This window comes from Rhizobium deserti (genome assembly GCF_004358025.1).
In the GTDB taxonomy this organism is placed as follows: domain Bacteria; phylum Pseudomonadota; class Alphaproteobacteria; order Rhizobiales; family Rhizobiaceae; genus Neorhizobium; species Neorhizobium deserti.
This window is the reverse complement of the sequence record NZ_SMTL01000002.1, coordinates 747375-773407: the sequence shown is the minus strand read 5'-3', so window position 1 is coordinate 773407 and position 26033 is coordinate 747375. Positions and strand designations below refer to the sequence as shown.

Sequence of the window (26033 nt, the reverse complement as noted above, 5' to 3'; positions counted from 1 at the left end):
TCAGGCCTCGCGCGCCTGCGCTTTTCTGACCAACGCAGCCAGCATCAGCACCAGGCCGAGCGAGAAGGCCGAAAGGGCGGCGCCGGTGACGAGGGCAGCGATGGGGCCAAGCCGATCGATGATCGCCGTAAAGATAACCGGGGCAGCAGCATTGGCCAGGTACTGCGGCAGCAGAAGGCGCGCCGATTGCAGCCCGTACTCCTTGGCCGGAAACAGCGACAGCGGCAGCAGGGCGCGGGCAACCGAGACGACGCCGGAGCCGAAACTGAAGAGAACCACGAAGATGATCAGCACGGCGGCAGAAGACGCAAGCGAGGCGGCAAACACAAAGCTCGCCAGCGTCATGACCGTTCCAATGATCGTGGTGACGAGCGCATTGCCTCGCCGCCCGAGCAGCATGTCGACGAAACGCGCCGAGACGCCGATGGCGCCGCGGGCAGAGCCGAGCTGCAGCGCCAGCGCCGGTGAGGCACCTGCCGCCTGCAGGAGACCCAGCAGCGACGGCGACAGGCCGAACCCGATAAAGGAACTGGTCGTGGTCGCTGCAGCGACGAGGAAGAACGCCTTGCGGCGTTCTGGCTGGGTGAACGGCACCGGCAAGATCTCAGCTGCATCCAGTTTTTCCGTGCTTTGGACCGGCTTCGGCAGGCCGAAGAGAATAAGCGGCAGGCAGACGAAGATCTGCAGCGCGGCGCAGACGACGAAGGTCATGCGCCAGCCGACAAGCTCGTTCAGGAGCGCGAGGATGGGCCAGAAGACCGTGGCGGAAAAGCCGGTAAACAGCATCATGATGGCGATGACGCGTTTGCCGTTCAGGCCTTCGCGCTCGACCACCGCCGTATAGGCGGGCGCCGACAGACCGAGTGCGCCTGCAATGCCGATGATGATCCAGGCGGCAGCATAGAGAAGCAGACCGTCGGCTGCGGCAAGAAGCAGAAGCCCGACAGCGAAGATGACCGAGGCCACGGCCATGACCTTTGCCGCCCCGTGACGGGCCAGCAGCCTGCCGGTGGCCGGTCCGGCCAGGGCGATTACGAGCATCATGATCGTCAGGCCGAAGAAGATCACTTCATTGGCAAGCCCGAGCTCCGGAGCAATGACGCGACCCATGACGCCCAGCATGTCGAAGCTTGATCCCCAGGAGATGATCTGGGTGATCGACAGCACGGCGATCGTCCGGGCCGAGCGCAGGGAACATGTGTCGGGCATGCAGCAAATAGCTTTTTGAAAATCGAGCGGCTTTTCCAACCTCTAGCATCCGCTGGCAGAGCGCGACAGCCGCATGCCGGCAACAGGAAAGGATTTCATCATGGTGGCGCAAAAGGGCAGGGACCTGCTGCTGAAGATCGACGGCGGCAATGGCTTGGTGACGGTTGCGGGGCTTCGCTCGAAGCGACTGGCCTTCAACGCCGAAACGGTCGACATCACCGATGCGGAAAGCGCTGGGCGGTGGCGCGAACTTCTGGGCGGCGCCGGCGTGCAGCGGGCATCTCTGACGGGCGACGGCATTTTTAAAGACCAGGCGAGCGATGTCGCGGTGCGGACGGCCTTCTTTGCCGGCAGCATCCTGGCCTGGCAGATCGTTCTGCCCGCCTTCGGCACCGTGACCGGCCCGTTCCAGATTACCGCGCTGGAATATTCCGGCGAGCATAATGGCGAGATCCGCTTCGAGCTGGCGCTGGAATCGGCCGGCAGCCTCGGCTTCGGGAGCTTGTGATGCGGGCGGCGAGCGGCGCAAGGGCCAACCGCCGGCGCGGCGAAATCGAGGCGGTGATCGATGGCGAGCGGCGGATCCTCTGCCTGACGCTCGGCGCGCTGGCCGAACTGGAAACCGCCTTTGCAGCCGGCGACCTCAACGGGCTCGCCGAGCGGTTTTCATCCGGACGGCTCAAGGCGGCCGACATGATCCGCATCATCGGCGCGGGGCTTCGCGGCGGCGGCAATCTTTTCTGCGACGACGATGTTGCGGCCATGTCAATTGACGACGGGGTCGCCGGTTATGCCCGCATCGTCGGCGAGCTGATGGAGGCGACCTTTGCGCCGCCAGGCGGCGAGGTGCCGCAAAACCCTTGAGCGCCGCAGCGGGCGCGATGCCCGGTATCATGCCCTTTCCCTGGGAGATGGTGATGCATACGGGCCTGTGCCTGCTGCGGCTGCCACCGCACGCGTTCTGGGCGCTGACGCCCTTCGAATTCTTCATCATGACGGGCGGTCTGAAACCTGCCGCGGACAGGCTGCCGCGGGCGGAACTCGACCGGCTGATGGACGCCTATCCCGACAAAGGAGACGAAGATGGATGCGGACGAGAATGACTTCGACGCGAGCCTGTCCGGCGCAACGGCGCTGTCTGGCGTCATGGCCGATCTCGAGGCCCGGTCGCAGCGATTCGGCTCTGCCCTGACTGGCGCCCTGCGCTCTGCGACGACCGGCAGCAAGGGTCTCGAAGACGTGCTGAAAGGGCTTGGCAACCGCCTGACGGACATTGCGCTTGCAGCGGGGTTGAAACCGCTGGAAAGCATGCTGGGAAAGGCGGTTGGCGGGATTCTCGCTCCGGTGACGGCCTTTGCCGATGGCGGCGTGGTGCGCAGCCCCAGCTATTTTTCCATGGCCGGCGGCACGGGTCTGATGGGAGAGGCCGGCGCAGAAGCGATCCTGCCGCTGCAACGCGGAGCGGACGGGTCGCTCGGCGTTGCGGCGGCCGGCGGCGCTTCCACCCCGCCGATTGTCTTCAACGTCACGGCCAGCGATGCGGCGAGCTTCCGCAAGAGCGAAGGGCAGATTTCCGCCATGCTGGCCCGCAGCGTCGCGCGCGGCCGAAGGGGGCTTTGAGGATGAGCGGATTTCACGATGTGCGCTTTCCGCTGCGGTTGGCGCTGGGTGCCACTGGTGGGCCGGTGCGGCGCACGGATGTCGTCAACCTTTCGAACGGACGCGAGAGCCGCAACCAGCGCTGGCGGGATTCGCGCCGCAGTTACGATGCCGGATCCGGGGTGAAGTCGGCCGCCGATCTTTATGCCGTGATGGAATTCTTCGAGGCGCGCCGCGGCCAGTTGCACGGTTTCCGCTTTCGCGATCCGATCGACTGGAAATCTTGCGGCCCGGTAGATCTGCCGACCGCTGCCGATCAGCGCATCGGCACCGGCGACGGCGGAACGGCAGCCTTTCAATTGGTGAAGACTTATGGCGACGGCCATGGCAGCTGGATCCGGCGGATCACCAAACCGGTCGCCGGCAGCGTGACCGTTTCAATCGATGGCGAGGCGCAGCCGGCCGACGCTTTCGTTGTCGATCCGGCGACCGGGATCCTTACCTTCGCGCCGGGGCAGGTTCCCGCGATCGGCGCCGATATCCGTGCCGGCTTCGAGTTCGACGTGCCGGTGCGCTTCGATATCGACAGGATCGAAGTGGACCTGGCGCATTTCAATGCCGGGCGCATTCCCAGCATTCCGCTGACGGAGATTCTCACATGAGACAGGTTCCCGCGGCGCTGGCCGCTCATCTGGCCGAAGAGGCCACGACGACCTGCCATTGCTGGCGGGTGACGCGACGGGACGGAACGGTTCTCGGTTTCACCGAACACGATCACGACCTGACGTTCTCGGGTACGCACTTCCTGGCCGCCAGCGGATTTTCGGCGAGCGAGGCCGAAGCGGCGGCAGGGCTTTCTGCCAGTGCAGACGAAGTTGCCGGCGGTTTTTCGAGCGTGGCGATCCATGAAGAGGATCTGGCCGCCGGTCGCTATGACGGCGCGCGCGTGGAGCTTTTCCTCGTCAACTGGGTACAGCCTGACCAGCACCTGCTGCTAAATGTGCGGGAGATCGGCGAGGTATCGCGGGCGGGCGGGCAGTTTCGTGCCGAGCTACGCAGCCTTGCGCATCGGCTGAGCCAGCCGCAGGGACGACTCTACAATCGCCGCTGTGACGCGAGTTTCGGCGACAGCCGTTGCGGCGTCGACCTATCCGCCTGGCGCGGCCACGGCGTCGTGGTTGCGGTTATCGACGAGAGCCGGCTTGTCGTGTCGGGCCTGGCAGGCTCCGGGAGCGGTTTCTTTCGACAAGGCAACCTGACTTTCGCAGACGGACTGACGGCCGACGTGGAGGCGCATGAAAACCGTCCGGACGGATTGGCGGAGCTGAGAATGTGGCTGCCGCTCGACCAGGCGGTCGCGGTGGGTGCGAGTTTTACCGTGACGGCCGGTTGCGACAAGAGCTTTGCGACCTGCAGGACGCAGTTCGCCAACCATCTGCAGTTTCGCGGCTTTCCGCATGTGCCGGGCGCCGACTTTGCTTATTCTTACGCGGATGGGGAGCGCGTCCATGACGGCGGTCCAATCTTCGAATGACGGCCTCGGGTGAACGGATCATCGCAATCGCCGAGAGCTGGATCGGCACGCCCTATCGTCATCAGGGCGCCACGAAGGGCGTCGGCTGTGACTGCATCGGCTTGGTCCGAGGCATTTGGCGCGAGCTTTACGGCGGGGAACCGGAGCCGGTGCCGGCTTATGCGGCCGATTGGGCCGAGCGAGGCGGCAATGACCGGCTGATGGAGGCTGCGCAAAGGCTGTTCGTGCCGCTGGGAGCACTGCAGGACGGGCAGCCGGGAGATCTGCTGCTGTTCCGCTGGCGGCCCGACTGCGCCGCCAAACATGCGGGCATCCTGGTGGGACCGGACCGTTTTATCCATGCCTACGAACAATCGGCCCTAACCCGTTCCGTGCTGGTGCCCGCATGGCGGCGCAAAATTGCCGGCGTGTTTCGGTTTCCCGCGTCAGCTTGAAGAAAATTGGGTTCTGAGCTATGTTCTGGAGTGGTGAGCGAGGCTGTCACCCCGCCCACCGTTTGCTAAGCTTTGAAGTAGACCCGGGCGGTCACTGACCAGCCCGTCCGGGTTATCCTCAAGATCAGCGTAATGCCAATTGGCCTGAGCCGGATAACATTACCTCCATTTTCGAGAGCAAGGCCCTTGCCGAGGCCGGTGGGGCTTATCCTCACCCGGTCGCGCCGGCTGGCGCGGCGCATTCTGCTTCTGCTCCCGAACATTCCGACGCTAACATAATCTGAGCGCGCATCCATTGGCATCCGCCATGCTTGCGTTGAGGGGTTCCCATGGCCACACTTCTTTTCCAGGCGGCGGGTGCGGCGCTTGGCGGTGTATTCGGACCTCTGGGCGCGATTGTCGGCCGCGCGGCCGGTGCCCTTGCTGGCAGCATGGTCGACCGCGCCCTGATCAACGGCGGCACGACGATCTCCGGCGCAAGGCTTGCCACTGCACGTATTCCGGGAGCCGACGAGGGGACGGCTGTGACGCGCGTTTATGGCACGGCCCGCATCGGTGGGACGCTGATCTGGGCGACCCGCTTTGAGGAAGAGGTGACCCGCGAGCGTTCCGGTTCCAAGGCGGCGGGTCCGAGGGTCGAGAGTTTTCGCTACTTCGCCAGTCTGGCGATCGGGCTCTGCGAAGGGCCGATCGGTCATATCAGGCGGGTCTGGGCGGATGGGCGCGAGCTCGATCTGACGGGCCTGGAAATACGCGTCTACCGCGGCGACGAGCAACAATTGCCCGATCCGCTGATCGAGGCGAAGCAGGGGGAAGGGCGGGCGCCGGCCTATCGCGGGCTCGCCTATGTGGTTTTCGAGCGGCTGCCGCTCGACTCCTTCGGCAATCGTATCCCGGTGCTGCAGTTCGAGGTGCTTCGGCCAGTCGGTACCCTGGAGCAGCAGATCCGCGCGGTAACCATTATTCCCGGCGCCACCGAACACGGCTATTCGACCGTTCCGGTCAGTGAAACAACCGGCAAGGGCAGCGCCCGGATCCTCAACCGCAACACGATGGTGGCTGCAACCGACTGGCAGGCATCGCTGGACGAGCTGCAGGCACTTTGCCCCAATCTGGGGCGGGTGGCGCTTGTGGTTTCCTGGTTCGGCACCGACCTGCGCGCCGGCCATTGCCGCATCGTGCCGGGGGTGGAGGTCGTGAGCCGGGAGGATGAATCGGCTGAATGGTCGGTGGCCGGCATCGACCGAAACGGCGCGCATCTGGTGAGCCGGCAAGGGGGTGGCCCGGCCTATGGCGGGACGCCGAGCGATGCCAGCGTCCGCCAGGCGATCATCGACCTCAAGGCGCGCGGCCTGAAAGTGTATCTTTATCCCTTCGTGATGATGGATATCGCTCCCGGGAACGACCTGCCGGATCCCTATGGCGGGGCGGAACAGGCGTCCTATCCCTGGCGCGGGCGCATCACCTGTCATCCGGCACCAGGACAGCCTGCGACGGCCGACAAAAGCGCCGCGGCGCGGGCGCAGGTGGAGGCGTTCAGCAATGGCGCGGAAGGCTATCGCCGCATGGTCATGCATTATGCGGCGCTCGTTCAGCAAGCCGGCGGCGTCGACGGCTTCATCCTCGGATCGGAGCTGCAGGGGCTTACCCAGCTTCGCGACGAGGAAGGCCACTTCCCCTTCGTGGAGCAGTTGATCGCGCTTGCCGGGGATGTCAGGGCTGTCGTCGGGCCGGGCACGAAGCTGACCTATGGCGCCGACTGGAGTGAATATTTCGGATATCATCCGCAGGACGGCTCGGGCAACGTCTTCTTTCATCTCGACCCACTCTGGGCCTCGCCGGACATCGATGCGGTCGGCATCGACAATTACATGCCGCTCGCCGACTGGCGCGACGACGATCTGGCGGCACCAAATCCCGACGGCTTCATAGGGCCCGACGACAGCCGCGCCATGGCGGGCCAGGTCGCTGCCGGCGAGGGTTTCAGCTGGTATTATGCCAGCGAAGCCGACCGCCTTTCGCGGACCCGCTCACCGATCAGCGACGGCCTCGCCGGCAAGCCCTGGGTGTTCCGCCACAAGGATCTGGCCGGCTGGTGGTCCAACCGGCATCATGACCGAACGAGCGGGGCGGAAGCCTCGGCTCCAACGGCGTGGATGCCAGGCATGAAGCCGATCTGGTTTACCGAACTCGGCTGCCCGGCCGTGGACAAGGGCGCCAATCAGCCAAATGTCTTTGTGGATCCGAAATCGGCGGAAAGCAGTCTTCCCCATTTTTCTTGCGGGGCTCGATCCGACAGCATGCAGCGCCGTTTCCTCGAAGCCCATCACAACCGGTGGCAGGGAGAGGATGCGCCTTCGGGAATGGTGGACCCGTCGCACATCTTCGTTTGGACCTGGGATGCCCGGCCGTCTCCAGCCTTTCCCGACGATCTTTCCATCTGGAGTGACGGCGACAATTGGCGCAGCGGCCATTGGCTGAACGGCCGGCTGGGCGGAGCGACGCTTGCCGATGTCATTGCGGCAATCTTGACGGATCATGGCTTTGACGATTTCGACGTGGGGGCGGTGAGCGGCGATCTTCTCGGCTATGTCCAGGCCGATCTCAACTCGGCGCGCTCGCTGCTGGAGCCGCTGCTGCAGGTCTTTCAAGTGGATGTCTCGGAGGAGGGCGGCCGATTGCGGTTCCGCTCGCGGTTGACCAGCAGCCTTGCGCCGAAGCAGGTCACGGTGGTGGCGGATCTCGAGGATGAACCGCTGTGGTCCGAAACCCGCGGCCACGACAGCGACTTTCCGGCAGAAGCAGTGCTGACCTCCTGCAACCCCGTTCTCGATTATGAGCAGGCCAGCGTTCGATCGCACCGGGTGAAGGCGGCAAGCCAGAGGGTTCTGAGCTTCGATCTGCCGGCGACGCTGAGCGAAGAGACCGCATTGGCGGGCGTCGAAAACTTGCTTCGCACAGAACGGATGGCCCGGCAAATGCTGACCTTTTCCCTAGGCGCCGGCGAGATCGAAATCGAGCCCGGCGACGCGGTCACTCTGGTTCTGCCGGAGGCCGCGCTGGTCGGGGGGACGTTCATCGTCGACCGCGTCGAGGAAGGCGCGGTGCGTCGCATCGAAGCACGTCGACATGCGTCGCTTTCGCCGAGGATGTATGACGGCACGCTGCAGCTCAGAAACGGCGGCGGGGGAACGGCGTCGGACGGTTTCTCGCCGATCCTGCATTTCCTCGATCTCCCGCAGTTTGGCTCCGGCAACGCGGCTGATTTGGCCCGCATTGCTGGCTTCTGCCGACCATGGCGGCGCATGCTGGTATCCTCCTCCAGCAGCAGCGAAGGTTACCGCGCCCGCACCGCAATCGACAGGCCTGCAAGGATAGGTGCGCTGACCGCGCCGCTGGTGCCGGGCGTGCTTGGCCGTTTCGACCGTGGTGGGATTGTCGAGCTCGACCTTTACTTCGGCGGTGTGTCTTCCGCCTCGCAGCAGGACGTGCTGAACGGCGCTAACCGGCTTGCCGTACGGGCCGAGAACGGCATCTGGGAGGTGATCGGCTTTGCATCGGCGGCTGAGATTGCCGTCGGTCGCTGGCGTTTGACGGACCTGTTGCGCGGTCTCTTTGGCACGGAGGATGCCATGGCTTCCGGTGCTGCGGCGGGCGCGGCGGTGGTGGTTCTCGACGAGGCGGTGGTTCCGCTCGGCCTCAACGGCGACGAGCGCGGCCTCAGCCTCAACTGGCTGGTGGAAAGCGCTGCAAGTGCCGGCGGACGGGCGGGACCTTTTGCCTTTGCAGGTGGGAAGCGGGCGCAAACGCCCCTCGCGCCGGTGCATGTTCGGGGTTCTCGCCTGGCCAATGGCGATGTTTCGCTAAGCTGGGTCAGGCGGGGACGGCTGCAGGCCGATGACTGGGATGCCGCTGACATTCCCCTCGACGAGCCGCAGGAGCGCTACAGGCTCAAATTTCTGGATGGTGAGGACGTCCGACGGTCGCTGGAGGTTGCCGGATCCGCCTTCACCTATGCCGCCGCCGACGAAATCAGCGACTTCGGCAGCCCGAGAGGGCAGATCAGGCTGCGCATCCGGCAAATAGGACATTCGGTCCCGCTCGGCATCGCCGCAACCCTTGCTGTCAACCTTTGACCCATGAAGGAGATATGAAAATGGACAGTTCCAAAACCTGGTACCAATCGAAGACCGTCTGGGGCGGGCTGATCGCCATCCTTGCATCTGTGCTGCAGGCAACCGGCGTGGAACTTGGAGCGGAAACGCAAAGCGAGCTTGTCGATATCGCCGTGACGCTTTCGGGCGCTGCGGGCGGGTTGCTGGCGATCTATGGCCGCCTGACCGCCACGACCAGCATCGAGGCTATCGGGGGAAAAACCACCGGCTGACGGAGCATTACCCAGCATTCATTTGCCATTCAGCCGCCTTTGCATACATAATCCATCACATGCTTTGGACATGATCCTTTTCGTCTTGTGAGTGGAAACTTGTAACCATGGCGCGATTGCCGATCATCGCGATACTGGCCGCCGGCCTCTCCGGTTTCGCGGGCCTGCAGACGCCTGTGGCGCCTACACGCGATCATCTCGTGCTGGTTGCGGGGGATTGCGGTTCGGCGGCTTCCCGCGTGGTGCGCGAGACCGGGGGGCAGCTGCTTTCCGCTCAGCCATCCTCCGATGGCCAAACCTGCATCGTCACCGTCCTGGTGCAGGGCAGCGGCAGCGAGCGGCCACGCAAGGTGACCGTCCGGGTGCCGATGTAAAAGGCGAGGCGACTCCTCCCGCCGCCAAAACGTGTCAAAGGACTTTCAATGCGCATCCTCGTGGTCGAAGACGACATCAACCTCAACCGGCAGCTTTCGGATGCGCTGAAGGAGGCCGGCTATGTGGTGGACCAGGCCTTCGACGGCGAGGAGGGGCACTATCTCGGCGATAACGAGCCCTATGATGCGGTGATCCTCGACATCGGCCTGCCGGTGGTGGACGGGATTACCGTGGTTGAAAAATGGCGCGCCAGTGGCAAGGGCATGCCGGTGCTGATGCTGACAGCCCGCGACCGGTGGAGCGACAAGGTGGCGGGCATCGACGCCGGCGCCGACGATTATGTCGCCAAGCCCTTTCATGTCGAGGAAGTGCTTGCGCGGGTGCGGGCCCTGATCCGGCGCGCGGCCGGACATTCCTCCTCCGAAATCGTCTGCGGCCCGGTTCGTCTCGATACCAAGGCCTCAAAAGCAAGCGTCGACGGCATGCCGCTGAAGCTCACCTCCCACGAATTCCGGCTTCTTTCCTATCTCATGCATCACATGGGGCAGGTGGTGTCCCGCACGGAACTGGTAGAGCACATGTACGACCAGGATTTCGACCGCGATTCCAATACGATCGAGGTTTTCGTCGGCCGGCTGCGCAAGAAGCTCGGCGTCGACCTGATCGAAACGGTGCGGGGCCTGGGCTACCGAATGCAAGCGCCCGCCGATATGCGCTAGGGACTCAAGATGATCGGTCCAAGATCGCTGACTGCCCGCGTGTTGATGCTGGCGACGCTCTGGTCGGCATTTGCCCTGGTGGTGATCGCGATCGTCATTTCGCAGCTCTACCGGCAATCGGCGGAGCGCGCCTTCACAGACCTGCTTCGGGCGCAGCTTTATAATGTCATCAACTCGATCACGATCGGCGACGACAACAAGCTTTCCGGCAGCCCGCAGCTCGGCGACCTGCGATTTTCGCAGCCCGAAACCGGGTGGTACTGGATCATCGAGCCGCTCGGTACATTCGCGGCGACGCCGCTTTCCTCATCCTCGCTCGGCACATCCAACATCAGCGTTCCTTCCATTCTGACAGTGCCCTTCAACAACCGCTATGAGCGGTTCTATCCGGCCACCGATGCGTTCAAGAACCATGTCCTGGTTGCCGAAACGGAAGTGGTGCTCGACGGCGAGGGACGGGCAGCACGTTTCCGGGTTTCCGGTAATCTTTCCGTCGTCGAGGACGATATCCAGGCATTCTCGCGCAATCTTTATATTGCGCTGGCGGTGTTCGGTTTCGGGAGCCTGGCGGTGAACGGGCTTGCCATTCTTTACGGACTGCAGCCGCTCGACGCCGCGCGCCGGTCGCTGGACAAGGTCAGGCGCGGCGATGCCGAAAGGCTGGAAGGTGAATTCCCGCGCGAGATCATGCCTCTTGCCAACGACATCAACGCGCTGATCGAAAGCAATCGGCGCATCGTCGAGCGAGCCCGCATGCAGGTGGGCAACCTGGCCCATTCATTGAAGACCCCGATCGCCGTGCTGCTCAACGAAGCGCGCATGCTGGACAAGGTGCAATCCGACCTGGTGCGTTCGCAGGCCGAGGCGATGCAGGCGCAGGTGCAATCCTATCTCAACCGGGCGCGCATTGCCGCCCAGCGGGAATCGCTGCTGGCCCGTACCGAGGTCGAGCCGGTCCTGGAGCGGCTGGTGCGGGTGATCCGCCGCCTCAATCCGGACAAGGAGTTTCACCTCACGGTTTTTCCTGCCATCGTGGCGCTCGCCATGGAGCAGCAGGACGTGGAAGAAACCATCGGCAATCTCCTGGAAAACGCCAGCCGGTTCTGCAAGACCGGTGTCTGGATCACGGCAACGCCGGCCTCGGCCCCCTCGGGAGACGAGACGGAGGCAGCCCGGCGCTACTGGATCGAAATGACCATCGAGGATGACGGTCCAGGTCTCGAGCCGGACCAGATCCGGGAAGCCTTGAAGCGTGGCCGCAGGCTCGACGAAAGCAAGCCCGGTGCCGGCCTCGGCCTGTCGATCGTGCGCGAAATCACCACCGAATACCAAGGCCAGCTGGAACTGGGGCGCGGCACGCATGGCGGGTTGAGGGCAAAGCTGCTGCTGCCCGGACTGGCCAAGGATGCGGCGTGACATGTGTGGCTGATGGGCAACGGACGCACACTTGCTGCGGCAGATGCTGGACTGGTGCATCGCCTGCTATATCTTCCATATCTAAATCGATATTAGCCGGACGAGCGGATACAAGGAGATGAAACGATTGCTGCATTTCTATCTTCTGAGCGTGGCGCCATAATGATGCCACTCCTCAAGGCGAGCTCTGCCGGTAGGACATTTTATACCTTCCGCCCGAAACCGGTTCGAGCCACCATGCGATTTGCCAGCTTCCGGAACACTACCTGCCTGCTGCTTGCCGCGCATGTGCTGGCGAGCTGCAATACGGCTTCTGGTGCCGCAGGAGGATCGCGCAGCCTCATCTCGCCTCGCCCGTCCGCCTCGGCCGCCTACATTACGGCGCTGCAGGGCGGCATTGTCGGGCGCAGCGGCGCCGAGCTTACGAGCAGCGACCGTTCGCGGGCGCTCGAAGCGGAATACCGGGCGCTCGAAGCGACGGCCGGAGGACAGGCGATTTCCTGGAAGGGCAATGATGCCGGCGGCGAGGTCATTGCCAATGCGCCTTTCCAGGTGGGGGCCCAGAACTGCCGGCAATATCGTCACACGGTAACCGTCAAGGGCAAGGACATGATCGCCCGCGGCGCGGCCTGCCGCAATCCCGACGGCACATGGACCCCGCTCACCTGAGACGCGGCAGCGGCGGCACTTGCGGCCAAACGCCTCAAATTCGCGTCAACACCGGCTCGACAGTTGGAAAGCGCGGCCCAGTGAAGTAATGGGACCTATGGTATTATGGATTATCCTTGCGCTCCTGACGGCGGCCGTTGCGGCCAGCCTCCTCGTGCCTTTGGCGCGACGGTCGCAAGCGGCCTCGGGAAAGCGTGCCGGTGAGGTCGAAGTCTACCGGGACCAGCTCAAGGAACTGCAGCGGGACCGGGCGCAGGGCCTGATCGGCGCGGAAGAGGCCGAATATGCGCGCGCCGAGATCGGCCGCCGGCTGATCGCGGCCGCGGCTGGCGACGGGGGCGATCCGACGTCCGTACAGGGGCCGGTGCGGCATCGGATCGCGACGGCAATCGTCACCCTGCTGCCGCCGGCGCTGGGGCTCTGTCTTTACTTGGGACTGGGCAATCCAGGTCTGCCGGACCAGCCGCTCGAAGCGCGTCTGGCCGATCCCGGCAGCAATCTGGCACTTCTGGTGGCCAAGGCGGAACGGCATCTGGCCGAAGACCCGAACGACGGTGGCGGATGGGACCTGCTGGCCCCGATCTATTTCCGCACCTCGCGCTTCGGCGATGCCGAAATGGCGTTCCGCAACGCGATCCGCATCCTCGGCCCCAATGCTGCGCGCCAGTCCGGTCTTGGCGAGACGCTGGTGACCTTGAACGACGGGATCGTGACGGAGGAGGCGCGCGCCTCGTTCGAACAGGCGGCAAAGCTCGATCCCGACAATCCGCGCCCCCGCTTCTACCTCGGACTGGGGCTGGAACAGGCGGGAAGAGCCGCGGAGGCCAAGGCGGTTTTTGAGGAAATCGCCGGGAAATCGCCGCCCGATGCGCCGTGGATGCCGCTCCTCAACGAGCATATTGCCAAGAATGGCGGCGAGACCAAACCGGCCGACGCGCCGTCCCGGGCACCCGGCAACCCGACCTCGCAGGACGTTGCCGCGGCGCAGGACATGTCGCAGGGCGACCGTCAGACGATGATCCGCGGCATGGTGGAAAGCCTTGCGGCGCGCCTGAAGGAAGATCCCGACAATCTGGAAGGCTGGCTGCGGCTGGTGCGCTCCTATTCGGTGCTGGGCGACAAGCCGAAAGCGCAGGAGGCGCTCGATCAAGGCCTTGCCCGCTTCCCCGCCGCCGGCCGCGAAGGGCAGCAGCTCGTTGCCCTGGCGACGGAGATGGGACTTGCCGTCAAAGGCGCCGATCGCGAGGGAGTGACCCAATGACCCGCAAACAGAAGCGCCTGGCGGTGATCGGCGGCGGCATGAGCTTCATCATTGCGGCGGTGCTGCTGGTCATGTTTGCCTTCAGCCAATCGGTCGCCTATTTCTTCATGCCGGCCGATATCGCCAAGGCCGATCTCAAGCCCGGGACGCGCATCAGGCTGGGCGGGCTGGTGGCGGAAGGTTCGGTCAAACGCGGCCAGGGTTCGACGGTCAGCTTCACCGTGACCGACGGGACTGGCAATGTTCCGGTGACCTATACGGGCATTCTCCCCGACCTATTCCGTGAAGGGCAGGGCGTCGTTACCGAAGGTGCCTTCGATGCCGCGACGCACGGCTTTGTGGCCGACAGCGTGCTGGCCAAGCATGACGAGAACTATATGCCCAAGGAAGTCGCCGACCGGCTGAAGAAGGATGGCGTCTGGAAGGAAGGCCAAGGGCCTCAGGGCAATCAGGACAAGGGAGTGGCGACGCGATGATCATCGAGATCGGCCATTATGCCCTGGTGCTGGCGCTGGCGACGGCGCTGATCGTGTCGGTCATGCCGATGATCGGTGCTCGGCGGGGCGACATGGCCCTGATGACGCTCGCGACGACCGGCTCGCTCACCTTGTTTCTGCTGGTCACCTTGTCCTTCGGCGCACTCACCTGGGCCTATGCGGTCTCGGATTTCTCGGTGATGAATGTCTGGGAAAACTCCCATTCGCTGATGCCGATGATCTACAAATATTCCGGCGTCTGGGGCAATCACGAAGGCTCTATGATGCTCTGGCTGCTGATCCTGACGTTTTTCAGCGCTCTGGTCGCCGTTTTCGGGCGAAACCTTCCTGAAACCCTGAAGGCGAATGTGCTTGCCGTGCAGGCCTGGATCGCCACGGCTTTTCTGTTTTTCATCCTCCTGACGTCCAACCCCTTCCTGCGCCTCAACCCGGCGCCGGCCGAAGGGCAGGATCTCAATCCTGTGCTGCAGGACCTGGGCCTCGCCATCCACCCGCCGCTGCTTTATCTCGGCTATGTCGGCTTTTCGGTGTCATTTTCCTTTGCCGTGGCGGCCCTGATCGATGGGCGCATCGATGCCGCCTGGGCGCGCTGGGTGCGGCCATGGACGCTCGCCGCCTGGACTTGCCTCACCGCCGGCATCGCCATGGGCTCCTACTGGGCCTATTACGAGCTCGGCTGGGGCGGATGGTGGTTCTGGGACCCCGTCGAGAACGCCTCCTTCATGCCCTGGCTTGCCGGCACAGCGCTCCTGCACTCGGCGCTGGTGATGGAAAAACGCGAGGCGCTGAAGATCTGGACCGTGCTGCTCGCCATCATGACCTTCTCGCTGTCGCTGCTCGGCACCTTCCTGGTGCGCTCCGGCGTCCTGACCTCCGTGCACGCTTTCGCAACCGATCCGACGCGCGGCATCTTCATTTTATGCATCCTTGCCCTGTTCATCGGCGGCGCCTTCGCCCTGTTTGCCTGGCGAGCGCCGATGCTGAAGGCGGGCGGCATCTTCGCGCCGATCTCACGCGAAGGCGCGCTGGTGCTCAACAACCTGATCCTGACGGTGGCGACCGCGACCGTGCTGACGGGCACGCTTTATCCGCTGGTGCTGGAAACGCTGACCGGCGAGAAGATCTCCGTCGGCGCGCCCTTCTTCAACATGACCTTCGGACTGCTGATGCTGCCGCTTCTCGTCGTCGTGCCGTTTGGCCCGATGCTCGCCTGGAAGCGTGGCGACCTTCTGGGCGCCTTTCAGCGTCTCTATGCATTTGCAGGACTTGCGCTGCTGGCCGGGCTCGCCTTCTATTACGCCCAGCATGGCGGCCCGGTCATGGCGATCTTCGGGCTGGCGCTCGGCTTCTGGGGCATGTTCGGTGCGCTCGCCGATCTTTGGCATCGCGGCGGTTTCGGCAAGGCGAAGTTTTCGGTCGCGGTGAGACGCCTGGCTGGCCTGCCGCGCTCCGCCTTCGGCGCAGCCATCGGTCATTTCGGACTGGGGGTCACGGTGCTTGGGATCGTCTCCGCCACCACGTTCGGCACCGAGACGGTGGTGGAAATGAAGCCTGGCGCCTCCGTCGATGCGGGCGGTTATTCGCTGACCTTCGATGGCATGCGCGATGCGGTGGGGCCGAACTATACCGAAAGCCGCGGCCATTTCACCGTGGCCCGAGGCGGCGTGACGGTTGCCGACGTCTGGTCGGCGAAGCGGCTCTATACGGCGCGCCGCATGCCGACGACCGAGGCTGGCATACTGAGCTTCGGCGCAAGCCAGCTCTACGTTTCGCTGGGTGACGCGATGGATGGCGGCGGCATTGTTGTTCGCATCTGGTGGAAGCCCTTCATCCTGTGCATATGGGGCGGTGCGCTCGTCATGATGTTCGGCGGCTTTGTTTCGCTGTCGGACCGGCGGCTGAGAGTCGGCGCACCGAGCCGTCGGGCGAAGGCTGCACGGCCAAGGCTGGAGGCTGCGGAATGACGGGAGGAGAAGCAAGGCCTGCCTTGGCAAATCCCGGCCTTCTGGCGACGTTGCTGCTTGTTCTTTTCGTGTTCCTTGGGCCCCTTCCGGCCTTCGCGGTCAACCCAAACGAGGTCCTGGCTGACCCGGCGCTCGAGCAGAGGGCGCGCGCAATTTCGGCGCAGCTGCGCTGCATGGTCTGCCAGAACCAGTCGATCGACGACAGCAATGCGGATCTTGCCCGCGACCTACGGATTCTCGTGCGCGAGCGGATCACCAATGGCGACACGGATCGGCAGGTCATCGACTATGTCGTATCCCGCTACGGTGAGTTCGTGCTTCTCAATCCTCGCCTCGGCGCCAAAACGATCGTCCTATGGGCGGCGCCTGGTTTGCTGCTGCTGATCGGTGCAGGCGCAATTATCGTCTTCATCCGCACCCGGCCGAGCCAGCGCACGGTGGCGGCCCTGAGCGCCGAGGAACAGGCGCGTATCGACGAGCTTCTGAGGAAATAGCCGGGCAACGGCTCCTTCGGCAAATATTACCAAGAATTCATCCGTCCGCCACCTGCAGTTAACGTGCAGCTCCCTATATCTCTCTCATCCACCGCCCGCCGGCCGATCCGGCCCATGAGTGACGAAGAGAAGAAGGTAGCTTGAACATGAGCACAATTGGACGTCCTTCCCTGAAGACGGTCTTGAAGACCTCCACCGTGGCTGGCCTTGCGGCCGTCATGCTTTTCGCCGGCATTCCCGGCCAGGTCATGTCCTCCTTTGCTGAACCGGTCAGGGTTACAGCGCCACAGGCTCCGAGCTTTGCCGATGTTGTTTCGGCCGTGTCGCCTGCCGTGGTTTCGGTCCGCGTGCAATCCGACGCCCAACCGGTTTCCGACGACAACAGCAATTTCTCGTTCAATTTTGGCGGTCGCGGCTTCGATGAACTGCCTGACGATCATCCGCTGAAGCGCTTCTTCAAGGAGTTCGGCGGCCAGATCCCCGGTGGTCCGAACGGCCAGAGCGGTCCCAACCGCAATCAGGATCGCGCCGACCGCGGTAAAGGTCAAACCGACGGCCGGCCGCATCATCTGCGTCCGACCGCCCAGGGCTCCGGCTTCTTTATCTCCGAAGACGGCTATCTGGTGACCAATAACCACGTCGTTTCCGACGGTCAGGCGTATACCGTTGTCCTGAACGACGGCACCGAGCTCGACGCCAAGCTTGTCGGCAAGGATACCCGCACCGATCTGGCGCTCCTCAAGGTGGATGCCACCAGCCGCAAGTTCACCTATGTCGGCTTTGCCGATGATTCCAAGGTTCGCGTCGGCGACTGGGTCGTTGCCGTGGGCAATCCTTTCGGCCTTGGCGGCACGGTGACCGCCGGCATCGTTTCGGCCCGTGGCCGCGATATCGGCTCCGGACCCTATGACGATTACATCCAGGTCGATGCTGCCGTGAACCGCGGCAATTCGGGTGGCCCGACCTTCGACCTCAACGGCCAGGTGGTCGGCATCAACACCGCCATCTTCTCACCGTCCGGCGGCAATGTCGGCATCGCCTTCGCCATCCCCGCTTCGACGGCCAAGGAAGTCATCGAGGACCTCAAGAAGGACGGCAAGGTCGAACGCGGCTGGCTCGGCGTACAGATCCAGCCCGTCAACAAGGACATTGCCGATTCGCTCGGCCTCAAGGAAGCCTCCGGTGCGCTGGTCGTCGCTCCGCAGGAAGGTTCGCCGGGCCAGAAGGCCGGCATCAAGGAAGGCGATGTGATCACGGCCGTCAATGGGCAGCCGATCAAGGATGCCCGAGACCTTGCCAAGCGTGTTGCCGGCTTTGGCCCCAACACCAAGGTGGACGTCGATCTGTGGCGTGACGGCAAGCAGCAGACGCTGCCCGTGACGCTTGGCAATCTGGCAAGCGATGAGGCCGCATCTGCGGAAACCCGCCAGCCCGATGCGCCGGCTCCGTCGACCGACAAGGCGCTTGCCAGCCTCGGTATCACCGTGGCTCCGGCCGAAGACGGCTCCGGCCTTGCCGTGACTGACGTCGATCCGGACTCCGAGGCCGCAGCCCGCGGGCTCAAGAACGGCGAAAAGATCGTTTCGGTCAACAACCGTAAGGTGGAAACTGCAGCCGACGTGGGCAAGGTGCTCGAACAGGCTCGTAAAGATGGACGCACCCGCGCCCTGTTCCAGGTCGAGGCGAACGGATCCAGCCGCTTCGTGGCTCTGCCGATCAACGAGGGCTGAACCCCTCGCGACGAAGGCTGAGCCTCCTCGCCATGATCCGAAGGGCGCCGCCGGCAACGGTCGGCGCCCTTCGCATTCAATGGAGTGACAGATGCAGATGATTTCTCCGCATTCACCCGGCACCGATGATTCCGCTGGTGCAAAAAAGCCCGCCGAGGCTATTGTCCCGCGCATGAAGATTCTGGTGATTGAAGACGACCTCGAGGCTGCGGCCTATATGACCAAGGCTTTCCGGGAGGCCGGCATTGTCGTCGACCATGCAAGCGATGGCGAGAGCGGCCTCTTCATGGGAAGCGAGAACACCTATGACGTGATGGTCATCGACCGCATGTTGCCGCGCCGCGACGGCCTGTCGGTGATCAGCGAACTGAGGAAGCGCGGCGTCAATGCGCCGGTTCTGATCCTGTCCGCGCTCGGTCAGGTCGACGACCGGGTGACCGGCCTGCGCGCCGGCGGCGACGATTATCTTCCCAAGCCCTACGCATTTTCCGAGCTGCTTGCCCGGGTCGAAGTGCTCGGCCGGCGCAAGGGAACGCCGGAGCAGGACATGGTCTACCGCGTCGGCGACCTGGAGCTCGACCGACTTTCCCACGAGGTGCGGCGGGCCGGCAAGGAGATCCTGCTGCAGCCTCGCGAATTTCGCCTGCTCGAATATCTGATGAAGAACGCCGGACAGGTGGTGACGCGTACCATGCTGCTCGAACATGTCTGGGACTACCACTTCGATCCACAGACCAATGTCATCGACGTGCATGTCTCCCGTTTGCGCTCGAAGATCGAAAAGGACTTCGACAAGCCGCTCCTGAAGACCATTCGCGGCGCAGGCTATATGATCAAGGACGAGGGGTAATTCCGCTTGCTGTCCCGCCTCTTCAGGCGCTCTCGACTGATGTTCCGGTCTACGGCCGTTCGGCTGTCGGCGCTCTACATGCTGCTTTTTGCGCTCTGCGCAGCCTTTCTCGTTTTCTACGTGACGGCCATGTCCGAACGACTGCTGTCGCAGCAGACGCGTCAGGCGGTTCAGGAAGAGGTCGTTGATATCCAGCGCGCTTATGAGCGCGGCGGCATCAATCTTCTGCTGCGGATGATGGAGCGGCGCGCCCGACAGCCCGGCGCCAATCTGTATGTGATCGCCAGCCCCAACGGCGAGATTCTTGCCGGCAACGTTGCTTCCGTGCAGCCGGGCGTGCTGAACGAGGAGGGATGGACGAATGTCCCCTTCCGCTATGAGCCGTTTGCCGAAGTCGGCGGACCACGTTTTCATCTGGCGACGGCCAATGTCCTGAAGCTGGATAACGGTTTACGAATCATGGTCGGACGCGATCTCGGTGATCCTGGCCGTTTCCGCGGCATCGTTCGCCGAGCCCTGATGGTGGCGCTGGCGATCATGGGGCTTGGTGCGCTGATCATCTGGTTCGGGATCGGCCGCAACGCGCTGAAACGCATCGATCGCATGTCGGCAGCCAGCCAGAAGATCATGGCCGGCGATCTCTCGCAGCGCCTGCCGGTCGGCCGTTCCGGCGACGAGTTCGACCGCCTGTCCGATTCGCTGAACGCAATGCTTGGCCGCATCGAGAAGCTCAATGAGGGGTTGCGTCAGGTCTCCGACAACATCGCGCATGACCTCAAGACGCCCCTGACGCGGTTGCGCAACAAGGCCGCCGATGCGATTGCCGAAACGCGCGATGATGCGCGGCGCAACGCGCTGGAAGGAATCATCGCCGAGTCGGACCAGTTGATTCGCACTTTTAACGCGCTTCTGATGATTTCACGCGTCGAGGCGGGGTCGATTGCCGCCGAGATGTCGGAGGTCGATCTTTCGGCCATTTCCTCCGACAGCGCCGAGCTTTACGAGCCGGTGGCGGAAGAAGCGGGCTTGGCACTGGTGACCGAGATCGAGCCCGGTCTGATCGTGCAGGGCAATCGCGAGCTGGTCGGCCAGGCGATCTTCAACCTGCTCGACAATGCCATCAAATATTCGGTTGAAAGCAATGGCGACCCGAAGATCGTCGTCAAGCTTTCGAGAAGCGGCGGCACGTTTCGGCTTTCCATCTGCGACAACGGGCCGGGCGTACCGGCGCACAAGCGCGTCGAAGTGGTTAAGCGGTTCGTCCGGCTCGACGAGAGCCGCTCCAAGCCTGGCACCGGCCTAGGGCTGTCCTTGGTCGAAGCCGTCATGGAACTGCATGGCGGCTCGCTGGAACTTTCCGCCACGGATGAGGCCAATGCCGAGGCACCCGGACTGACGGTCACCATGGTCTTTCCCGGCCGCAAGCCCTAATTGCTATCGGGAGAAGCAGGGAGGAATTTGGTGTGTCGGAGGCAGTCGGGCGGCTCGATGCGGTAAGGGCGGATGTGATACGCCCCTTGAACCAGGCGGAAGCGCGCATCGCCGCGGCCGCATTGAAGGAGATTGCCGGTTCCGAACCAGATGTCGCAGCTCTGCTGAAGACGGAAAGTCCGCTCAAGCAATTCCTCCTCGCCGCCTTCAGTCTTTCCCCCTTTCTGCGGGACGCGGCCACCGTGCGCCCCACGCTGCTTTCCTTCGCGATCAATGAGCCGCTAGAGCCTGCCTTGCAGGCGCTGGTCGTCGACGCACGCAATGCCTGGCGCCCGGTGGATGACAGGATACCGACCGAAGGCGAAGTGATGACGAAGCTGAGGACCGCAAAGCGAGCCCTCGGATTTCTTCTTGCCCTGGCCGACCTTGCGCGTCTGTTTTCCGCCCGCCAAACCACCCATTGGCTAAGCCTGTTCGCCGAAGCCTGCGCCGCCTCGGCCATCGATCATCTCCTGCTGGCTGCGTCTGAAAGCGGCAAGCTGAGATTGGTTGACCCTGCCGAGCCGAGCTGCGGCTCCGGCCTGATCGTGCTCGGCATGGGCAAGCTCGGCGGGCGGGAGCTCAACTATTCCTCCGATATTGATATCGTCGTGTTCTACGATCCCGAAACGGGCATCCTGAGCGATCCTGTCGATGCTTCCGAAACCTATGGCCGGATGATGCGGCGGCTCATCCGCATCCTGCAGGACCGCACGGCTGACGGCTATGTCTTCCGCACAGATCTGCGTCTACGCCCGGATCCCGGTTCGACGCCACTGGCTGTTTCGGTGGATGCCGCCCTGGTCTATTACGAGGGGCGGGGCCAGAATTGGGAGCGCGCCGCTTATATCAAGGCGCGGCCGGTGGCCGGCGATATGGCGGCGGGCGAAAACTTCATGCGCCTGATGACCCCCTTCGTGTTCCGTAAATATTTGGATTACGCGGCGATTGCAGACATCCACTCAATCAAGCGGCAGATCCACTCCCATAAAGGCCATGGTGCGATCGCAATCAAGGGCCACGATATCAAGCTCGGGCGTGGCGGCATTCGAGAAATCGAGTTCTTTGCGCAGACCCAGCAGTTGATTGCCGGCGGGCGCATGCTGCCCCTGCGGGCGCGCGAAACCGAAGCGGCGCTGGCCGCGCTGGCTCAGGCCAACTGGATCAGTGCCGACATCGCCGCGGAACTCACCGGCGCCTATTGGTTTTTGCGGGATGTGGAACACCGGATCCAGATGGTGCATGACGAGCAGACGCACAGCCTGCCGACGACCGATGCCGAGCTCAAGCGCATCGCGCTGATGATGGGCTTTGTCGACATCCAGGGTTTTTCGGCAAGGCTGGAAAGCGTGCTGAAGACGGTGGAAAAGCGGTATGCCCGTCTCTTCGAGCAGGAAACCAAGCTCTCTTCCGGAACCGGCAATCTCGTCTTCACCGGCCAGCAGGACGATCCAGACACCTTGAAGACGCTGGCGCAGCTGGGCTTTCAGCGCCCAGCCGACATGTCGCGCCTGATCAGGACCTGGCATTACGGCCGCTATCGCGCCACCCAATCTGCCGAGGCACGCGAAAGGCTGACGGAACTGACGCCGGAACTGTTGAAGGCCTTTGGGCAGAGCAAGCGGGCCGACGAAGCGCTGCTGCGGTTCGACAGTTTCCTCAAAGGCCTGCCGGCCGGCATCCAGCTGTTCTCTCTGATCGCCAACAACCCGCCCTTGCTCGCGCTGATCGTGACCATCATGTCGTCTGCCCCGAGGCTGGCTGACATCGTCGCTTCCAAGCCGCATGTATTCGACGGCATGCTGGATCCCGGCCTGATGGTGGAGCTGCCGACGCGGGACTATCTCTTCTTTCGGCTGACCAGCTTTCTCGGCTCTGCCAGATATTACGAGGAGCGGCTGGATCGCCTGCGCATTTTTGCCGCCGAGCAGCGTTTCCTGATCGGCGTCCGGCTTTTGACCGGCGCCATCTCCGGTGAGCAGGCGGGCAGGGCATTGACCCATCTTGCCGACTTGCTGATCGAGGCAGCCTTCAAAGCCGTAACGGAGGAAATCGAGGCGGCGCACGGACCATATCCGGGCGGGCGCGTCGTGGTCATGGGCATGGGAAAGCTCGGCAGCTTCGAACTGACGGCTGGGTCCGATGTAGACCTCATCCTGCTCTACGACTACGATGAAGACGTCGTTGAAAGCCTAGGCCCGAAGCCGCTCGACGTGCAGCGCTATTTCACACGGGTAACTCAGCGGCTGATCGCGGCGCTTTCGGCGCCGATGGCCGAAGGCACCGTCTTCGAGGTGGACATGCGGCTCCGGCCGTCGGGCAACAAGGGTCCGGTCGCGACGCGCATCAACGCCTTCCGCAAATATCAGCAGGAAGAAGCGTGGACCTGGGAGCATATGGCGCTGACGCGGGCGCGGCTGATCTGCGGCGAGCCGAGCCTGATGGCGGAAGCGCGCCACGTGATCGATGCCGTGCTGGCGACTGAGCCGGATAGGGGCAAGATCGCCGCCGACGTCGGTGAGATGCGGGCGCTGATCGACAAGGAAAAACCGCCTCGCGACATCTGGGATTTGAAGCTCATTCCGGGCGGCCTGATCGACATCGAATTCATCGCGCAATATCTGCGCCTGATCGCCCCGACCAAAGGACCGGTGCCGCAAACCTACGGCGCCACCACCAAAGAGGTGATCGATCTGCTTGGTGGTGTGATGATGGCGCCCAGCGACCGCGACACCGTTCTTCAAGCGCTGCGTTTGTTCAGCGAACTGTCGCAGATCATCCGGCTTTGTGTCGATGGTCCTTTCGACCCGGCGGACGCCCCAGCCGGTCTTATCGAGCGGCTTTGCCGGGCCGGAGACTGCCCCGATATCCGAACGCTTCAGGGGGAGGTGAAGCGGCTCTCGAAGGCCGTCCGGTCGGTGTTCGACAAGACGATCAAAGCCGGCCTAGCGGCCGGCTGACCTTTCAAGCGGCGCGTTTGTCCGCAGCCGTCGCGGGGATGTCGTGAATTGGCATGTCGGGGATATGCAGAGACACGACCGTTCCCTCGCCGACCTTCGAGCGTATCCGCATCGTGCCGCCATGCAGCGCGATCAGGGAGCGTGAAATGGCAAGGCCGAGACCCGAGCCGCCCTTGCTCTTGGCATATTGGCTTTGCACCTGTTCGAAGGGCTGGCCGATCTTCGAAAGCGATGCCTTTGGAATGCCGATGCCGGTATCGGCAATCGTGAGGACGAGCCCGTTCGGCAGCCGCTTGGCGCGCAGTTCGATATTCCCGCCCTGGTTGGTGAACTTGACGGCGTTGGAAAGGATGTTCAGCAGCACCTGTTTCAGCGCCCTGCGGTCGCCGGCGATTTCCAGCGCATCGGTCATCTTCTGGTGGATCGAGATCGACTTTTCTTCCGCGGCGACGGAGGTGAGGCGCAAGCTCTCATCGATCAGCGGCGTCAGGTCAACCGGCTCGCATTGGATGCGCATATGGCCGGCCTCGATCTTCGACATGTCGAGAATGTCGTTGATGACGTTGAGGAGATGCTTGCCGCTGTCGTGGATGTCCCTGGCATATTCGCTGTATTTGCCGGAACCGAGTGGGCCGAACATGCCGTTGACCAGGATTTCCGAGAAGCCAAGGATGGCGTTGAGCGGTGTGCGCAGTTCGTGCGACATATTGGCGAGAAATTCAGACTTGGCCTTGTTGGCGGCCTCGGCGCGATCCTTTTCCACCTGATAATTAGTGTTGGCGATGGAAAGCTCGGACTTTTGACGCTCCAGCTTCTTTTGCGAAGCCGACAGGTCGCCGATGGTTGCCATCAGCCGCCGTTCGCTTTCGCGCAGGCGCTCCTGGTGGCGCTTCAAAAGAGAAATGTCCGTTCCTACCGAGACCGTTCCGCCGTCGCGGGTTCGGCGCTCGTTGATCTGCAGCCAGCGCTCGTCCGCAAGCTGCACCTCGGTGGTGCGGGAATGCCCGCTGCCGTCCGGATCGGCAACGCGGCGCTCGATCACAGGCCGGGCGGAGGCGGCGGTGACAACGGCGCGTTCGGTGCCAGGAACCAGCACATTATCCGGAAGACCGTAGGCCTGCTGGAAATGCGCATTGCACATCACGAGGCGGTCGTTCTTGTCCCACAGCACGAAGGCTTCCGACGTGCATTCGATGGCATCAGCCAGCCGCTGGTCGGCTTCCGCATAGCGCTGCGCCAGACGGTGCTGCTCGGTCACGTCCATAGCGATGCCGATGACATGAGTGCGGCCGTTGGCGGTTCGCACCACCTGGGCGCGGGCTCGCATCCAGACATAGTGACCGGCCGCGTGGCGCATGCGGAAGACCTGATCGACCTGTTTGGCATTGCCGCGGCTGATGGCGCGCGCCAGCGCGTAGATATTGGCATCGGTGGGATGCATCATCCGAGCGGCATCGGAAAAGGAGATGATGTTGCCGGCCGGGGGCAGGCCGAGCATTTCGTACATGGATCCGGACCAGAAGAGGCGCCGGTTGTGAACGTCGAAATCCCAAAGGCCGCAGCGGCCGCGCGACAATGCCGTCTCGATCCGCAGATTGGACTCGACGAAGATGTCGTCGGCGTCACGGGCCCGCTTCACCTGCATGTAATAAGCGTAGAGGATCACCAGAAGAATGCCGGAAATGCCGGTAAAGATGGTGACGTTGAGCGACACTTCCCGGCGCAGAAAGCTGTTGGTCATGTCGAGCGAATGCGCCGCGACGATCAATCCGCCGTCATTGCCGATCGGCCGAATGGCGGCATAATGAGCCGTGTCTTCCAGATAGGTTTCGATCACGCCGCTGTCGCCATCGAAGCTGCGCAGGGCTGCCGTTTCCGGCAGAAGCGAGGCGAGGCGGCGCCCGACATAAGCGGATGCATCGCGCGAGCCGCCGAAAATATGCCCGCCGCTGTCGACGAGCAGCAGGACGGTACCGGCGCCGAGCCGGCTCTCAGGCAGAAAAACAGAAAGGCGGGTCTCCGCCGCGCTCCGGTCTGCCCGGACGAAGAGATCCTCCTGCTGCGACAAGGCGGCTGCCGCCGTCGCGGCCATGAGCGAGGTGGACTGGCGAGCGGCGTCTTCCATCCGGTCATGTTCACCGAGAATGCCGAGGACGCGGGACGCGGCGACCACCATCAGGAATGCGATGATCAGGAGAGGGATAGCACGTTTTAGGACCAGCTCGACCCGTGGCACCTGCCGGGAGATCGGCTTTACGGAAATTTGCGTTTCCGTCGGAGTAGCGTTTTTCAGGCTGGCAAAACTCGGAAATCTAAAGCGCAGCCGTCCTCCGGCAGCGGCTTGCCGCTGCACGTCCGATATCGTGTTCATCTGGTCCCTCGTGATGATTCGACGCGCCGCTCGCCCGAATCTGACCTAATGAATCATTAGTGATTCTCTGTGTCCAGAGGGTCGGTAAGGTTTT

23 protein-coding genes are annotated in these 26033 nt (G+C 63.4%); 21 read left to right on the top strand and 2 right to left on the bottom strand.

The window, feature by feature from the left end; all coding sequences use genetic code 11:
• Positions 1-1209, bottom strand: a complete 1209-nt coding sequence (locus E2F50_RS10140; protein WP_133316005.1) for an MFS transporter — start codon at positions 1207-1209, stop codon at positions 1-3.
• A 100-nt stretch (positions 1210-1309) separates the two neighbouring features.
• Here E2F50_RS10140 and E2F50_RS10135 point away from each other — a divergent pair, with 100 nt between their 5' ends.
• From E2F50_RS10135 to E2F50_RS10035, 21 genes are all read left to right on the top strand, one after another.
• A complete protein-coding gene (locus E2F50_RS10135; RefSeq protein WP_133316004.1) occupies positions 1310-1717 on the top strand; it encodes a phage major tail protein, TP901-1 family in 408 nt (135 codons plus the stop codon).
• Entirely contained in the window at positions 1717-2073 is a 357-nt protein-coding gene (locus tag E2F50_RS10130) for a gene transfer agent family protein (RefSeq protein ID WP_133316003.1), read from the top strand. Before E2F50_RS10135 ends, E2F50_RS10130 begins: the two co-directional genes overlap by 1 nt.
• A 53-nt stretch (positions 2074-2126) precedes the next feature.
• The gene (locus E2F50_RS10125; RefSeq protein WP_425375374.1) at positions 2127-2312 is read left to right on the top strand and encodes a rcc01693 family protein; all 186 of its coding nucleotides are present in this window, start codon (positions 2127-2129) and stop codon (positions 2310-2312) included.
• Positions 2293-2829 (top strand): phage tail tape measure protein, encoded by a 537-nt coding sequence (locus E2F50_RS10120; RefSeq protein WP_133316001.1) that lies wholly within the window; start codon positions 2293-2295, stop codon positions 2827-2829. The genes E2F50_RS10125 and E2F50_RS10120 overlap by 20 nt, the downstream gene beginning before the upstream one ends.
• Positions 2830-2831: 2 nt before the next feature.
• Entirely contained in the window at positions 2832-3470 is a 639-nt protein-coding gene (locus E2F50_RS10115) for a DUF2460 domain-containing protein (protein ID WP_133316000.1), read from the top strand.
• Complete coding sequence (locus E2F50_RS10110) at positions 3467-4342, top strand: DUF2163 domain-containing protein (protein WP_133315999.1); 876 nt, start codon at positions 3467-3469, stop codon at positions 4340-4342. The genes E2F50_RS10115 and E2F50_RS10110 overlap by 4 nt, the downstream gene beginning before the upstream one ends.
• On the top strand, positions 4339-4776 hold the full coding sequence (locus E2F50_RS10105; protein WP_133315998.1) for an NlpC/P60 family protein: 438 nt from the start codon (positions 4339-4341) through the stop codon (positions 4774-4776). The genes E2F50_RS10110 and E2F50_RS10105 overlap by 4 nt, the downstream gene beginning before the upstream one ends.
• Before the next feature lie 329 nt (positions 4777-5105).
• Positions 5106-8912, top strand: coding sequence for a baseplate multidomain protein megatron (locus tag E2F50_RS10100; RefSeq protein WP_133315997.1), 3807 nt, complete (start codon positions 5106-5108; stop codon positions 8910-8912).
• Between the two features lie 20 nt (positions 8913-8932).
• Complete coding sequence (locus E2F50_RS10095; RefSeq protein ID WP_133315996.1) at positions 8933-9163, top strand: hypothetical protein; 231 nt, start codon at positions 8933-8935, stop codon at positions 9161-9163.
• A 107-nt stretch (positions 9164-9270) separates the two neighbouring features.
• The gene (locus E2F50_RS10090) at positions 9271-9537 is read left to right on the top strand and encodes a hypothetical protein (protein ID WP_133315995.1); all 267 of its coding nucleotides are present in this window, start codon (positions 9271-9273) and stop codon (positions 9535-9537) included.
• Between the two features lie 48 nt (positions 9538-9585).
• Positions 9586-10257 carry a response regulator transcription factor gene (locus E2F50_RS10085; protein WP_133315994.1) on the top strand — a complete coding sequence of 224 codons (672 nt, stop codon included), beginning with the start codon at positions 9586-9588 and terminating at the stop codon, positions 10255-10257.
• 9 nt (positions 10258-10266) lie between these two features.
• On the top strand, positions 10267-11673 hold the full coding sequence (locus tag E2F50_RS10080) for an ATP-binding protein (protein ID WP_425375373.1): 1407 nt from the start codon (positions 10267-10269) through the stop codon (positions 11671-11673).
• Between the two features lie 237 nt (positions 11674-11910).
• Positions 11911-12342, top strand: coding sequence for a hypothetical protein (locus tag E2F50_RS10075; protein WP_133315993.1), 432 nt, complete (start codon positions 11911-11913; stop codon positions 12340-12342).
• Positions 12343-12439: 97 nt separating this feature from the next.
• Positions 12440-13603, top strand: coding sequence for a c-type cytochrome biogenesis protein CcmI (gene ccmI, locus E2F50_RS10070; RefSeq protein ID WP_133315992.1), 1164 nt, complete (start codon positions 12440-12442; stop codon positions 13601-13603).
• Positions 13600-14079 carry a cytochrome c maturation protein CcmE gene (ccmE, locus tag E2F50_RS10065; RefSeq protein WP_133315991.1) on the top strand — a complete coding sequence of 160 codons (480 nt, stop codon included), beginning with the start codon at positions 13600-13602 and terminating at the stop codon, positions 14077-14079. The genes ccmI and ccmE overlap by 4 nt, the downstream gene beginning before the upstream one ends.
• The gene (locus E2F50_RS10060; protein ID WP_133315990.1) at positions 14076-16064 is read left to right on the top strand and encodes a heme lyase CcmF/NrfE family subunit; all 1989 of its coding nucleotides are present in this window, start codon (positions 14076-14078) and stop codon (positions 16062-16064) included. The genes ccmE and E2F50_RS10060 overlap by 4 nt, the downstream gene beginning before the upstream one ends.
• The gene (locus E2F50_RS10055) at positions 16061-16558 is read left to right on the top strand and encodes a cytochrome c-type biogenesis protein (protein ID WP_133315989.1); all 498 of its coding nucleotides are present in this window, start codon (positions 16061-16063) and stop codon (positions 16556-16558) included. Before E2F50_RS10060 ends, E2F50_RS10055 begins: the two co-directional genes overlap by 4 nt.
• Positions 16559-16704: 146 nt before the next feature.
• Entirely contained in the window at positions 16705-18288 is a 1584-nt protein-coding gene (locus E2F50_RS10050; RefSeq protein ID WP_133315988.1) for a Do family serine endopeptidase, read from the top strand.
• 91 nt (positions 18289-18379) lie between these two features.
• Positions 18380-19138, top strand: coding sequence for a response regulator transcription factor (locus tag E2F50_RS10045; RefSeq protein ID WP_133315987.1), 759 nt, complete (start codon positions 18380-18382; stop codon positions 19136-19138).
• Between the two features lie 39 nt (positions 19139-19177).
• Positions 19178-20569 (top strand): sensor histidine kinase, encoded by a 1392-nt coding sequence (locus E2F50_RS10040; RefSeq protein ID WP_133315986.1) that lies wholly within the window; start codon positions 19178-19180, stop codon positions 20567-20569.
• A 32-nt stretch (positions 20570-20601) separates the two neighbouring features.
• Positions 20602-23568, top strand: a complete 2967-nt coding sequence (locus E2F50_RS10035; RefSeq protein WP_133315985.1) for a bifunctional [glutamine synthetase] adenylyltransferase/[glutamine synthetase]-adenylyl-L-tyrosine phosphorylase — start codon at positions 20602-20604, stop codon at positions 23566-23568.
• 4 nt (positions 23569-23572) lie between these two features.
• On the opposite strand, the gene E2F50_RS10030 is transcribed toward E2F50_RS10035, so the two are convergent.
• On the bottom strand, positions 23573-25930 hold the full coding sequence (locus E2F50_RS10030) for a PAS domain-containing sensor histidine kinase (protein ID WP_133316399.1): 2358 nt from the start codon (positions 25928-25930) through the stop codon (positions 23573-23575).
• Positions 25931-26033 lie beyond the last annotated feature (103 nt).

Coding starts and splice junctions, on each gene's coding strand:
- E2F50_RS10135 (WP_133316004.1), top strand. CDS start 1,310: ATGGTGGCGCAAAAGGGCAGGGACCTGCTGCTGAAGATCGACGGCGGC.
- E2F50_RS10050 (WP_133315988.1), top strand. CDS start 16,705: ATGAGCACAATTGGACGTCCTTCCCTGAAGACGGTCTTGAAGACCTCC.
- E2F50_RS10055 (WP_133315989.1), top strand. CDS start 16,061: ATGACGGGAGGAGAAGCAAGGCCTGCCTTGGCAAATCCCGGCCTTCTG.
- E2F50_RS10125 (WP_425375374.1), top strand. CDS start 2,127: ATGCATACGGGCCTGTGCCTGCTGCGGCTGCCACCGCACGCGTTCTGG.
- E2F50_RS10120 (WP_133316001.1), top strand. CDS start 2,293: ATGGATGCGGACGAGAATGACTTCGACGCGAGCCTGTCCGGCGCAACG.
- E2F50_RS10090 (WP_133315995.1), top strand. CDS start 9,271: ATGGCGCGATTGCCGATCATCGCGATACTGGCCGCCGGCCTCTCCGGT.
- E2F50_RS10060 (WP_133315990.1), top strand. CDS start 14,076: ATGATCATCGAGATCGGCCATTATGCCCTGGTGCTGGCGCTGGCGACG.
- E2F50_RS10100 (WP_133315997.1), top strand. CDS start 5,106: ATGGCCACACTTCTTTTCCAGGCGGCGGGTGCGGCGCTTGGCGGTGTA.
- E2F50_RS10080 (WP_425375373.1), top strand. CDS start 10,267: ATGATCGGTCCAAGATCGCTGACTGCCCGCGTGTTGATGCTGGCGACG.
- ccmI (WP_133315992.1), top strand. CDS start 12,440: ATGGTATTATGGATTATCCTTGCGCTCCTGACGGCGGCCGTTGCGGCC.
- E2F50_RS10045 (WP_133315987.1), top strand. CDS start 18,380: ATGCAGATGATTTCTCCGCATTCACCCGGCACCGATGATTCCGCTGGT.
- ccmE (WP_133315991.1), top strand. CDS start 13,600: ATGACCCGCAAACAGAAGCGCCTGGCGGTGATCGGCGGCGGCATGAGC.
- E2F50_RS10110 (WP_133315999.1), top strand. CDS start 3,467: ATGAGACAGGTTCCCGCGGCGCTGGCCGCTCATCTGGCCGAAGAGGCC.
- E2F50_RS10040 (WP_133315986.1), top strand. CDS start 19,178: ATGTTCCGGTCTACGGCCGTTCGGCTGTCGGCGCTCTACATGCTGCTT.
- E2F50_RS10130 (WP_133316003.1), top strand. CDS start 1,717: ATGCGGGCGGCGAGCGGCGCAAGGGCCAACCGCCGGCGCGGCGAAATC.
- E2F50_RS10140 (WP_133316005.1), bottom strand. CDS start 1,209: ATGCCCGACACATGTTCCCTGCGCTCGGCCCGGACGATCGCCGTGCTG.
- E2F50_RS10085 (WP_133315994.1), top strand. CDS start 9,586: ATGCGCATCCTCGTGGTCGAAGACGACATCAACCTCAACCGGCAGCTT.
- E2F50_RS10095 (WP_133315996.1), top strand. CDS start 8,933: ATGGACAGTTCCAAAACCTGGTACCAATCGAAGACCGTCTGGGGCGGG.
- E2F50_RS10075 (WP_133315993.1), top strand. CDS start 11,911: ATGCGATTTGCCAGCTTCCGGAACACTACCTGCCTGCTGCTTGCCGCG.
- E2F50_RS10115 (WP_133316000.1), top strand. CDS start 2,832: ATGAGCGGATTTCACGATGTGCGCTTTCCGCTGCGGTTGGCGCTGGGT.
- E2F50_RS10105 (WP_133315998.1), top strand. CDS start 4,339: ATGACGGCCTCGGGTGAACGGATCATCGCAATCGCCGAGAGCTGGATC.